Source organism: Clostridium sp. chh4-2, from assembly GCF_002899675.1.
GTDB lineage: Bacteria > Bacillota > Clostridia > Lachnospirales > Lachnospiraceae > CHH4-2.
This window is the reverse complement of record NZ_PKUU01000022.1, coordinates 19,566-34,243: the sequence shown is the minus strand read 5'-3', so window position 1 is coordinate 34,243 and position 14,678 is coordinate 19,566. Positions and strand designations below refer to the sequence as shown.

At 42.9% G+C, this 14,678-nt stretch carries 2 protein-coding genes; both read left to right on the top strand.

From position 1 onward, the window contains the following. Positions 1–33 precede the first annotated feature (33 nt). Positions 34–483: a helix-turn-helix transcriptional regulator gene (locus C0033_RS20130; RefSeq protein ID WP_103229701.1), complete on the top strand. Its 450-nt coding sequence runs from the start codon at positions 34–36 to the stop codon at positions 481–483. Positions 484–908: 425 nt separating this feature from the next. Continuing rightward, positions 909–14,660, top strand: coding sequence for a doubled motif LPXTG anchor domain-containing protein (locus tag C0033_RS20125; protein WP_103229700.1), 13,752 nt, complete (start codon positions 909–911; stop codon positions 14,658–14,660). Positions 14,661–14,678: the final 18 nt, after the last annotated feature.

The window sequence follows — 14,678 nt, the reverse complement described above, 5'->3', positions numbered from 1 at the left end:
GATTCTATCAAATGGCGGAATGGAGGATGAGCGGTGGACAATAAAGAAAATGACAGGACGGCATATAATTTATTCAATTATCGCCAAAAAGCCGGAATCACACAGCAGGAGGCAGCTGATTTTCTGGGAGTCAGCAGGCAGACTGTATCGAAATGGGAAGCGGGAAAAAGCGCTCCGGATGGAGTTTATCTGAAAGGAATTTGTGAACTGTATCATATTTCACCCAATGAGTTTTTTGAGATGGGGGAATGCGCCAATGAAATTGTGGAGCAACAGAACGGGGAGAATGCGAAAAAAACAGTAAAGGGAGTCTTTAAGCCAGTAAGTATATTTTTAATCTCAGATCTTTTGATCTGCATTGTTTTAACCAGCTGGAGCTTGAAGATGCTGTTTTGGGTGATTTGGGCGAATATTTATATTGGAATCATTTATGGAAGTTATTTAGTCATAAGCTGTCTTCGAAAATATATGAGAGAGCGGTAAAAGATGAGAAGTACTGTGGAAGTGGTGTTGTCTGGAGTGTAAGGACTGCATTGGTTTTACAGTACTTTTTTGATGTACGAGCCTGTATGAAAAAGTGCAAAAAAGGCGATGAACACAATTAGGAAAGCAGAAATAATATAAAAATAAAAATTGAAATGAGCTTGAAATAAAATATTTATACAAAATGTAAAAAAACGTACGATTACGAAAGAAAAACTTAATAAAATAAGAATTTGTAACCCTATTGTAACTGAAACCTGTTATACTTATTAAGAATATAGTATTTGTGTTATAAAAAGATGGGGGAACAGGAGCTGAGGAAACGTTATGAATCAATGCAAAAATTTCAATAACAGTTAGGCTAAATAGAATGATAGGATTAAGATATTCTTACCAATCCGGGTAAGGGAAAAGGAGAAAACAGTATGAAAGAAAAGTTAAGAGGCACGAGCGTGTGCCGGAAAATCAGACATGAGTACAAACGCATTCTGGCGTTTATGCTGTCTTTCATGATGTTTTTCACGAATGTGGGAAACAATGTCAGCGTGGCTCTTGCAGCTAATGCGGTTCCGACTGCAAGTGCGACATTCCACCTGAATGGTGAAGACATCCGGGAAGCAGCCCAGGAGGCGATTGAGGGAGGAGGTATATTTGACTTAGCGTCGTTGGAGATGAATACCAAAGATGCGACATTGATGTCAAAGTATGAACGTTTGCTCAGCGACGGATATGTTTATGAAATATACCCGAATATGGATGACGAAGGGATACCGGAAGGTGCAGAACTGCGTACCTTCATCCGTGTTGATAATATGGAGGAAGAGGATTATCAGATTACCGGTAATGAGGAAATGATCTTCCTTTTTGTTAACAGCTCAGAACAGAGAATCCAATTTTATGCGGATGTGGACGGATATATTACTTCCAGAGTAACCGTTGACGGACATACGTCAGGTGTTCAGAATCAGCCGGCAGTGACAACTCCTGTGGAAGAATCTAAACCAGCTGTGGAAGAGACAACAGAAGAAACTGTACCGGAAGAGACAATTGCAGTTCCCAACAGTTCTGAGACAGAATCTACAGAAGCATCTCTGGAAGAAAGTACAGAGGCAGCGGAGTCTGAAACTTCAGTGGAAAATAGCGAATCTGCAGCAGAGCCAGAAACGACAGAAGCATCAGAGCCTGAGACAGAGCCGGAAACGGCAGAAGCATCAGAGCCTGAGACAGAGCCGGAAACAACAGAGGCAGCAGAACCGGAAACTGAGCGTGAAACCGAAGAGGTAACTGAACCGGAGACGACAAAGGCAGAAGAGAAGGAAGTAACCCTCAGCAAGTCCAGAAATGTAGTTTCCATAGTAGCAGCTCCTGAGGGAGAAGAAGTTGATGCGGAAGTTGAGGCAGAGCCTGAAACGGAAGCAGAGGCAGAGGCTGAACCTGAGACAGAAGCAGAGACCGAACCGGAAACTAAAGAAACAAAAGAAGAGACAGCAGCAGAAATTGAATCAGAAACCCAAGTTACTAAATCAGAGACTGTTGAGACGGAAGAAAGCGCAGAAGCAAAGCCGGAGGAGTCTTCCGAAACCAATGAGACTGCAGAATCTGTTGAAGCTAACGGTCAGGAAACAACTGAGTCAATCACTGAAACAGTTCAGCCGGAGAAAGAAACAACTGCGGCACCTGCCAAAGATCCGGATGAATATATTATTGAAGAAGATAAAGATTATTATGATGGAATTGAACTTATTGATGATGTAACTCCTATCGATGAGAAGCTGGATGATGAAAATCATGGCGGAAGCATCAGCGGAACTACATACAACCAGATAGAATTGGGCGAAGAAGCATACGCAAGAGCATTTAAGACCACATTAAATGCACTTCATATTGATGCCGAAATAGAGGGTTACTCTATCAGCTACATGATCGACCCAATGGGCAGCGCAGACATTATTAATAAGAAGAGTTCGGTTTTAGAGGGTGAAAGCATAAGATTTGGAGTAAGACCTCAGATTGGTTATGAGATTGAGGAAGTTACTGCAAACGGCGTAAGCTTAGAAGAAGCAGAAGAAGCTTCTGAATCCAATGCTTCCGGAATTCTGTATTATACAGTTGATGGTGTGACAGAGGATGTAGATATTGAAGTGACCTTGTCCGAGGTCGGTGAGCATCCGGGACTGAATGAATCAGTAACGGTTAAGGGCGTTACCATTACGGCTACAGCTCTTCCTGGCATTATTCCGGAAGGAACAAAACTGGATGTCAAAGAAGTTACAACCCAGTTAGAAGAGGCGGTTAAGGAAAAGATTGAGTCTGAGACACAGGGAGAGAAAGAAGTAACTTCTGTTCTGGCATATGACATCAACCTGATCCATAACGGCAAGAAACTGGAAAATGACTGGGCTGGAGATGACAATTTCGTTAAGATCAGCTTTTCCGGTAATAAAATAGAAGAAAACAGTAAAGAAGCGGAAACCATCGAAGTTCTTCACGCGGATACAGAAGCTCCTGAACCATTAGAGGCAGTGACGGCTGCCAGCGTAACAGCGGCAGATCTTGTGTTAGATGACGAGGGCCGTCAGGCCGTTGACGTTGCAGGCGAGAACAGCGTTGATGAAGTGGATTTCGATGCAACACATTTTTCTATTTATGTTATCGTTGGTTCTACAGATTCAAAGCAGACGCAGAACGATGTGGCAACGCTGCAGTTAGGCAGTACAAAGAAATTATATTGTGATACTACGGATGGAAGCAATTACAGCTGGATCACATCAGACTCAAATATTGCCAAAGTTAGTAAAGGTTCAGATGGTTACAGCGCTACAGTGACTGCTAGTTCAAAAAAAACTGGTACGGCGAGGATAACTTGCTCCTATAAAACTGCATCCGGATCAAATAAGTCGGAGATATTTACCGTTACGGTTGTTAATGGGGATACGAAGTATAAGGGATATTTCTATATCAGAAAACCAGGTACGGAAAATAATGAGACCATAAACTATACGAATGCATGGTATTATGTGGATACAGTTGAGAACGCGATAACCGGAGTGAATAGACCCTCTGCAAGTAAGCAAAAATATACAGACCTGACAAAGATCGTAAAGTATCCGTCGAGCTATCCGACTATTCAATATGATGGAAATGGAGACGGAAAGCCTGAAAACTATACGTATGCTACCACAGGCGCCACCGGAACCTATTCTGTTGACTGGGGATATATTATAGATTCATCGGGTGCAAACAATGGGAATACAACAATAACCTCAGCTGCCTGCTATCATGTGGATGGATTTGCCACTCTGTATATTGATAATAAAGTCAACGTGAATTTTAAAGCAAAGCATCCGGGCAGCGATTCATTCGGACTCGTTTTAAATTATCCAAAAGAAATAGGAACTGAGTACCGATACCTGCTTCAGCCAACATATGGTTCAGGAGAGGGCCAGATTCAGCAAAATATTTCCTATAATTGGGAAGATTATGAGTTTGACGGATGGTATGCCGATGAAGCATGCACACAAAAAGTCACGTTTTCCAATAATAAAACGAAATTAAATGATGATACAACCTTTTATGGACATTATGTGACAAAGGCGAGGGCAACCATAACCTATAAAGTATCCCCGGAAGGCAGTGGTACCTTAACCAGTTATTCAGAAACCTTGGCTCCGATCAATGGAGTTGCAAAGGGTTCTACTGCAACAGCAAATGACAATTATGTGTTTAAAGGATGGTTCGATTCTAACGGAAAGAAGGTATCTGATAATCTTTCCTACACTCCGGCTCAAAGCGGAGGGCAGTGGAAGAATGCAACATATACGGCTGTTTTTGAAGAAAAAACCGGCATTTTAAGATACAACTTAAATCCAAAAGGCAAATCAAATGCTACATGGAATATTCCAACTGGATTTACGACAGTAACAGCAGGACGTGAGTATCAAGACGGTTTGAAGTATTTAAACGGAGAAACAGTAGAGATACCAGGTCAAATACCACAGAGCAAAGGCTATGAATTCGTAAAATGGAACGGTAATCAAGCCGGTACATCTGAGATTAATGCTTTAGCCGGAAAAAACCTTACGTATCCTTCGGGCAATCTTCTGACATTGTATGCGGTTTGGAATCCGGTGACTTACACCATCAATTATGTAACCAATGGAGGAACCAACTCTTCTAAGAATCCAGGATCATATACCATAGAAAGCCAGAACATTACATTTGAGCCGGCAGAACGGGATGGATATATATTTGAAGGGTGGTATACAGACAATACTACTTTCAGAGATGAAAAAACAGGAATTGCTGCAGGAAGCATCGGCAATGTAACTGTATACGCAAAATGGACTGCTGACACATCTAAGTTAGCAGTAAGCGGCGTTGAGAAAGTGTATGACGGTATTGCCAGCAGCGTGACGGTAACAGGAGCTCTTGAATCAGATACGATAGAATATAAAGGACCAAACGCTTCATGGAGCAGTACGAATCCTTCCTATACGAATGTGGGAACATATAATGTAGATGTTCGTGTCACGCGTAATGGAACGGCGATTTGGAGTGATAAAGCTCAGGTAAGCATTACAGCGCGTCCAATCACAATAACCGTGGATCCGAGTGAAAAATTCTTTGGCGAAAAGGATCCAACATTTACCGGAGATTTTAATGCGGAAAGCCTTGTAAATAAAAATGATTTGGGAGAGGTCATTTATGTCAGAGATAACGCTGGGGTTGAAACTGTTGGAACCTATACAGGAGTTTTAAATGTATCCTATACAGCTAATTCTAACTACCTTGTAACTGTTAATCTAGGAACATTTACAATTAAAACAGCAACTGATGCAAAGGCTAAGTTGATTGGAGCTGGAGGAAGCTGGACTTATGATGGAAAAGAACATTCAGCCAGCGCAAATGTAACCGGAGCTAAGGGATATACAATCGAGTATAAGGTAGGAAACGGGGAATGGACAACAGAACCGCCGGCTGTAACGGATGTAAAAGACGGAATTGTTACCGTATCCTTCCGTGCAACCAAAGAGGGCTATTATCCATTGGAGGCAGAAGACAAGACCATTGCCATTACTCCGAAGGATGTCGCAATTAAAGTAAATGACAGCCGAAAGGTTTATGGAACAGATGATCCGTCCTTTAGCGGAACCGTTAATGGGCTGGTTGAAAATGATCCGGTAGGAATAGGCACCGTTTCTTATGAAAGAAAAAATAAAGATCAGGATGTTAATGTAGGAACTTACAAAGGCGTATTGGATGCAACCTATACAAAGAATCCTAACTACAATGTAACAGTAACTCCTGCAGACTTTACAATCACCAAGGCGGCAGACAGCGCAGCAGAGCTTGAAATCGTTGGAGGAAGCCAGGTATATAACGGAAAAGCATTTAAAGTTCAGATGAGCACTCTGGATAAGATCAAATATGCGCTTCAGAATTATACCATTTGGTATACAACGGACAACGGAGCAACCTGGTCTAAGGATGTACCGAGTGTAACCAATGTTGAAGAGGGAACCGTTACGGTACAGGCAAAAGGAACCCGTGCAAACTATGAAGATATCTTGTCAAATGAGGTAACCATATCCATAACCGAACGTCCGGTGACGATCACGGTTCAGGATGACAGCAAAGCGTTTAATTCAGATGATCCGACATTCAAATGGAGCGTAACATCAAAAAACAAGCTGGTGAATTCCTCAGATTTAGGAGAGATTACCGGCTACAGAATCCAGCTGCCGGAGAGAGACAATGAAGAGGTAGGAACCTATCCGCAAGTGCTGTCTGTAAATTACACAGATAATAGAAATTATCTTGTAACGGTAGAAAAGGGTAATTTCGAGATTACCAAAGCAAAGGATGAAAATGCGAAGCTGAATGTAAGCGGAGGAAGCTGGACTTACGATGGAAAAGACCATGGGGTATCCGCAGAAGTAACCGGAGCGGAAGGCTACACCATCTACTACAAGACCGGCGAGGGTGATTGGACCACAACCATACCAACCGTAAAGAATGTGGAAGACGGAGAAAAACAGGTAGCAGTAAAGGCAGTGAAAACTGGATATGAAGATCTGATAGGCAGTACGTCGATTCAGATTACAGCGAAGAAAGTAACCATAACCGTACACGACGCCTGGAAATACTTTGATGCCGCTGATCCAATGTTTACCGGTGAAATGCCGGAAGGCAGCCTTATAAATGCAGATGATCTTGGAACTATTGAATATGTAAGGACGAATCAGGATCAGGCAGTAAAGCTTTATGAAGATGTTCTGAGCGCAGAGTACAAGAAGAATCTGAATTATGATGTAACGGTAGTGCTGGGAGATTTTGAGATTCGTACCGCATCAATTAAAGGCGCAGTATTGTCAGCAGAAGGCGGAAGCTGGATTTATGACGGAAACGCCCATAAGGCAAGCGCAGCTGTAAGCGGAGCAGAAGGTTATACGGTCTATTACAAAACCGGTAAGGGTGACTGGACAACAGTGGCGCCGGAAGTAACCAACGTGTCGGAAGGCACGAAGACTGTATCTGTAAAAGCGGTCAGAACCGGATATGAAGACCTGACAGCAGAAGATGTGGATATCCGTATCACGGAAAGACCGGTGACGATCAAGGTAAACGATGCTTCTAAATTTTATAATGAAAACGATCCGGAGTTTAGTGGATATGTGTTGGAAACTACAGAAGATCAGGGACTTATAAAAGCAGAAGATCTGGTTGATATTACGTATTACCGAATCAATGCTGACGTAGGAGCGGTAGGTAAGTATCCTGATATGTTGTCGGCTCATTATACACCGAATACAAACTATACTGTTACCATTGAACCGGGCGATTTTGAAATTATAACAGCAACAGATAAAAATGCAAAATTGACTTTGGAAGGCGGAAGCTGGCCTTACGACGGAAAAACACATGAAGCAAAGGCTGATGTGATTGGAGCAGATGGATTTACGATCTATTATCAAGTAGACGGCGGAGAGTGGACGACAAAAGTTCCTAGTGTTACGAATGTAGTAGATGGAGAAAAAATTATAGCTGTAAAAGCTGTAAAGACAGGATATACCGATCTGACAGCAGAGGAACCAAAGACAATTAAAATAACAGCGCGTCCAATCACGATAACCGTGGATAACAAGGAAAAGGACTTTGGTGAAGATGACCCAACCTTTACCGGAGGTATTACCAGCGGTACGCTTGTGAATAGTAATGATTTAGGCCCGATTGAGTATCGAAGGGATGATATAACAGTTGAAGCCGTTGGCATCTATCCGGATTTCATAAATGCAGCCTATATAGCCAATGACAACTATAACGTAACTGTTAGAAAAGGAACGTTTACAATTAATACCGCAACCGATACGAAAGCCAAATTAATTGGAACCGGAGGAAGCTGGACTTATGACGGAAAAGAACATTCAGCCAGTGCGAATGTAACCGGAGCCAACGGATATACAATCGAGTATAAGGTAGGGGACGGCGAATGGACAACAAAACAGCCGGCCGTAACGGATGTAAAAGACGGAATTGTTACCGTATCCTTCCGTGCAACCAAAGAGGGTTATTATCCATTGGAGGCAGAAGACAAGACCATTGCCATTACTCCGAAGGATGTCGCAATTAAAGTAAATGACAGCCGAAAGGTTTATGGAACAGATGATCCGTCCTTTAGCGGAACCGTTAAAGGGCTGGTTGAAAATGATCCGGTAGGAATAGGCACCGTTTCTTATGAAAGAAAAAATAAAGATCAGGATGTTAATGTAGGAACTTACAAAGGCGTATTGGATGCAACCTATACAAAGAATCCTAACTACGATGTAACAGTAACTCCTGCAGACTTTACAATCACCAAGGCGGCAGACAGCGCAGCAGAGCTTGAAATCGTTGGAGGAAGCCAGGTATATAACGGAAACGCATTTAAAGTTCATATGAGCACTCTGGATAAGATCAAATATGCGCTTCAGAATTATACCATTTGGTATACAACGGACAACGGAGCAACCTGGTCTAAGGATGTACCGAGTGTAACCAATGTTGAAGAGGGAACCATTACGGTACAGGCAAAAGGAACCCGTGCAAACTATGAAGATATCTTATCAAATGAGGTAACCATATCCATAACCGAACGTCCGGTGACGATCAAGGTTCAGGATGACAGCAAAGCGTTTAATTCAGATGATCCGAAATTCAAATGGAGCGTAACATCAGAATATAAGCTGGTGAATTCCTCAGATTTGGGAGAGATTACCGGCTACAGAATCCAGCTGCCGGAGAGAGACAATGAAGAGGTAGGAACCTATCCGCAAGTGTTGTCTGTAAATTACACAGATAATAGAAATTATCTTGTAACGGTAGAAAAGGGTAATTTTGAGATTACCAAAGCAAAGGATGAAAATGCGAAGCTGAATGTAAGCGGAGGAAGCTGGACTTACGATGGAAAAGACCATGGGGTATCCGCAGAAGTAGCCGGAGCGGAAGGCTACACCATCTACTACAAGACCGGCGAGGGTGATTGGAGCACAACCATACCAACCGTAAAGAATGTGGAAGATGGAGAAAAACAGGTAGCAGTAAAGGCAGTGAAAACTGGATATGAAGATCTGATAGGCAGTACGTCGATTCAGATTACTGCGAAGAAAGTAACCATAACCGTACACAACGCCTGGAAATACTTTGATGCCGATGATCCAACGTTTACCGGTGAAATGCCGGAAGGCAGCCTTATAAATGCAGATGATCTTGGAACTATCAAATATGTAAGGACGAATCAGGATCAGGCAGTAAAGCTTTATGAAGATGTCCTGAGCGCAGAGTACAAGAAGAATCTGAATTATGATGTAACGGTAGTGCTGGGAGATTTTGAGATTCTTACCGCATCAATAGAAGGCGCAGTATTGTCAGCAGAAGGCGGAAGCTGGATTTATGACGGAAACGCCCATAAAGCAAGCGCAGCTGTAAGCGGAGCAGAAGGTTATACGGTCTATTACAAAACCGGTAAGGGTGACTGGACAACAGTGGCGCCGGAAGTAACCAACGTGTCGGAAGGCACGAAGACTGTATCTGTGAAAGCGTCCAGAACCGGATATAAAGACCTGACAGCAGAAGACGTGGATATCCGCATTACAAAAAGACCGGTGACGATCAAGGTAAACGAAGCTTATAAATTTTATAATGAAAACGATCCGAAATTTAGCGGACACGTATTGGAGGCTACTGAAGATCAAGGACTTATAAGATCAGATGATCTTGGAACCATCACATATTACCGCACCAATAAAGATGAGAAAGTAGGTCTGTATCCTGATGCATTGTCAGCTCGTTATAAGGAAAATACAAACTACGATGTAATGATTTATCCTGGTGATTTTGTAATCATGACAGCGACAGATGCAGATGCAGAACTGACATTAAAAGGCGGAAGCTGGATCTATGATGGTGACAATCATAAAGCGGAAGCAGAAGTGACCGGAGCAACCGGTTACACGATCTATTATCAGGTAGACGGCGGAGAATGGACGACGGAAGTTCCTGGCGTTACTAATGTAGACGATGGAATTAAGGCAATATCTGTTAAAGCAATAAAGGAGGGTTATACAGACCTGACAGCAGATGGAGTTACACTCCAGGTAACAGCCCGTCCAATTATAATCACCGTAAAACATGGAGAGAAATTCTTTAACGAGGAAGATCCGGAGTTTAACGGCGGAATTTCAAGCGGTGAGCTGGTAGGCAAAAACGATCTTGGAACCATTACATTTGTAAGGGACAACAAAGACATTGATACGAGTGTCGGAACCTATGAACAGGTGCTGAACGCAGAGTATACACAAAATAACAACTATGATGTAACCGTTGTTAAAGGAAACTTCCAAATCAAAACAGCCAGCAGCCAGGGCGTAACATTGGATGCAAAAGGCGGAAGCTGGGTATATGATGGAAAGGCCCATGGAGTTACTGCAGAAGTAACCGGAGCAGAAGGTTATACCATCTCTTATAAGGTGGGTGAGGGCGACTGGACAACAGAGGCACCAAGTGTAACCACTGTTTCAGAAGGCAGGAAGACAGTAGCTGTAAAAGCAGAAAAAACTGGCTATGAGGATGTAAACGCAGAAGTAACCATTGAGATCACGCCAATGGAAATCATCATTAAGGTTGATAATTCAGAGAAGTTCTTTGATGAAAAAGATCCTGATTTTACAGGAAGAATTATCGAAGGCAGCCTGGCAGATGCCAATGATCTTGAAACGATCGAATATGTAAGAATAAATGGTGAAGAAGCAGTAGGCGTATACCCAGGAGTTTTATCTGCATCCTATACAGACAATACAAACTACCTTGTAACGGTACAAAAGGGTAACTTTGAGATTAAAACAGCAACAGTAGAAGGCGCAGTACTGACAGCCGCAGGCGGAAGCTGGATCTATGATGGAACAGCACACGAAGCGACAGCAGAGGTAACCGGAGCAGAGGACTACACCATTTCCTATAAGGTGGGAGACGGCGACTGGACTACAAATGCACCGAGCGTAACTGAAGTATCAGAAGGCACAAAGGTGGTATCGGTTAAAGCAACCAGACCGGGCTATGCGGAACTGAACACAGAGAATGTGGAAATCAGCATCATGGCGCGCCCGATCACCATTAAGGTAAATGACGCATGGAAATACTTTGATGCATCAGATCCTGACTTTACTGGATCCATCGTAGTTGATGAAACCCACAAAGGTCTTGTAAATGATGGAGATCTTGGAACAATCAGCTACTACAGAAACAGTGATGAAAGTGCAGTTGGTATTTATGAAAAAGTTCTGACGGCCGGATTTGAATCAAATGCAAACTATTCTGTGACAGTATTAAAGGGTAACTTTGAAATCCGTACAGCAACAGACGCAAATGCGGAATTGACATTGGAAGGTGGAAGCTGGATCTATGATGGAAAAGCGCATGAAGCAAAAGCGGAAGTGACCGGAGCAGAAGGTTATACAATTTACTACAGAGTAGGAAACGGAAGCTGGACTACAGAAGTTCCTAAGGTTACGAATGTAATCGACGGAATTAAATCCGTATCTGTCAAAGCCGTAAAGGATGGCTATACCGATCTGACAGCTGATCCGGAAACAATTCAGGTAACAGAACGTGAATTAACAATAACCGTAAATGATGGCTTTAAGTTCTATGATGAGGATGATCCGATTTTTACCGGCGATTTTGATGAAAGTAAGCTTGTAAATAAGGATGATTTAAAAACTGTTGTTTATGTAAGAGATAACAAAGGTGTTGAAGATGTAGGAACTTATAATGATGTCTTAAATGTAGCTTATACAGCCAATAGCAACTACAGAGTAACCGTTATAAAGGGTGATTTTATAATCCAAACAGCGACAGATAAAAATGCAAAGCTGACCCTGGAAGGCGGAAGCTGGATTTATGATGGAGAGTCTCATGAAGCAAAGGCAAAAGTGACCGGAGCGGATGGTTATACGATCCAATATCAGGTAGACGGCGGTGAGTGGACTACAGAAGTTCCTAACGTTACGGATGTAAATGATGGTGTTAAAACGATAGCTGTTAAAGCTGTAAAGACTGGCTATACTGATCTGACAGCTGATCCGGAAACAATCAAGGTAACAGCACGTCCAATTACTATCACCGTAGAACCTGGAGAGAAATTCTTTAACGAGGAAGATCCGGAGTTTAACGGCGGAATTTCAAGCGGTGAGCTGGTAGGTAAAAACGATCTTGGAACCATTACATTTGTAAGGGACAACAAAGACATTGATACGAGTGTCGGAACCTATGAACAGGTGCTGAACGCAGAGTATACACAAAATAACAACTATGATGTAACCGTTGTTAAAGGAAACTTCCAAATCAAAACAGCCAGCAGCCAGGGCGTAACATTGGATGCGAAAGGCGGAAGCTGGGTATATGATGGAAAGGCCCATGGAGTTACTGCAGAAGTAACCGGAGCAGAAGGTTATACCATCTCTTATAAGGTGGGGGAGGGCGACTGGACAACAGAGGCCCCAAGTGTAACCACTGTTTCAGAAGGCAGGAAGACAGTATCTGTAAAAGCAGAAAAAGCAGGCTATGAGGATGTAAACGCAGAAGTAACCATTGAGATCACGCCAATGGAAATCATCATTAAGGTTGATAATTCAGAGAAGTTCTTTGATGAAAAAGATCCTGATTTTACAGGAAGAATTATCAAAGGCAGCCTGGCAGATGCCAATGATCTTGAAACGATCAAATATGTAAGAATGAATGGTGAAGAAGCAGTAGGCGTATACCCGGGAGTTTTAACTGCATCCTATACAGATAATACAAACTACCTTGTAACGGTACAAAAGGGTAACTTTGAGATTAAAACAGCAACAGTAGAAGGCGCTGTACTGACAGCCGCAGGCGGAAGCTGGATCTATGATGGAACAGCACACGAAGCGACAGCAGAGGTAACCGGAGCAGAGGGCTACACCATTTCCTATAAGGTGGGAGACGGCGACTGGACTACAAATGCACCGAGCGTAACCGAAGTATCAGAAGGCACAAAGGTGGTATCGGTTAAAGCAACCAGACCAGGTTATACAGAACTGAACACAGAGAATGTGGAAATCAGCATCACGGCGCGCCCGATCACCATTCAGGTAAATGACGCATGGAAATACTTTGATGCATCAGATCCTGACTTTACCGGATTCATCGTAGTTGATGAAACCCACAAAGGTCTTGTAAATGATGGAGATCTTGGAACAATCAGCTACTACAGAAACAGTGATGAAAGTACGGTTGGTATTTATGAGAAAGTTCTGACGGCCGAATTTGAATCAAATGCAAACTATGATGTAACAGTAGTAAATGGCAATTTTGAAATCCGCACAGCAACCGATGAATCTGCGGTATTGGATGCAGAAGGCGGAAGCTGGACCTATGATGGAAATGCTCATAAGGCTAAAGCAGAAGTATCAGGCGCAGAAGGTTATACGATCTATTACAAAGTCGGAAATGAAGACTGGACCACAGAAGCGCCAAGCGTAACTGATGTAAATGATGGAACTAAGACAGTATCTGTAAAGGCAGTAAAGACTGGCTATACCGATCTGCTGACAACAGATGTTGAAATTCAGGTGATTCCAAAGGGCGTTACCATTACGGTGGACTCTTATACTAAGGATTACGGTTCTCAGGACCCTATATTTAGCGGAAGTGTAACCGGATTAGTAAATACCGGTGACTTAGGAGAAATCACCTACCAACGGGTTGAACCGGGAAAAGAAAATGTAGGAGATGATATTCCGTTAACTGCAGTATTTATAGGAAACAGCAACTACACTGTAGAGGTAATCCCAGGAAAACTGAATATTATCGCATCTACTGAGAATGCAGTTAATGTCGGCAGTCAGACAGTCACTTATGACGGAACAGCCTATGGATTAAAGACTGCGGAAGCTTTGAGAGATGGATCTACCTTGTTATATTCGACCGATAATCAGAACTTCAGCAGCAGCGCTCCTGTATTTACAGAAGCCGGAACTCATACGGTATATGTAAAAGCAACAAATCCGAATTATGTGGAAACCGCAGTTGTAACAGGAACAGTAGTAATTAACAAACGTCCGTTAACCATTACAGCAGGAAGCGCAAGCAAACGCTATGACGGCAGCGCAGTTACCAACACCTCAGCAGAGATCACAAGCGGTTCTCTTGCAGAAGGACAGCAGCTGGTTGATGTAAACGTAACAGGAAGCCAGACAACTGTCGGAACCAGCGATAATGTAGCCAGCGATGCAGTGATTATGGCAAACGGTGAAGATGTAACCGGAAACTATGAGATTGCTTATGTAAACGGTACTCTTACTATCACATCCAGAGGCGGCTCAAGCAGTGGCGGTGGCGGCGGTAGCAGCACCACTACCCCAGGCTACGGCAATGGCGGCGATACCGGAAACGGTCCTGGAAGCACAACGATCAATCCGACTGACGTTCCATTAGCAAGCATGCCAAATGACATCACAACAGGTGAAAACATCCTGATTGATGACGGAGAAGTTCCGTTGGCAGCACTTCCTAAGACCGGAAATCAGGTAGGAATGAATGCAGTATTAGCAATGCTTTCCGGAATGCTGTTGGCAGCATATCTGACAATTTCAAAGAAAAAGGATGAAGAATCCTAATTAAAAGTCTGAAAGGGG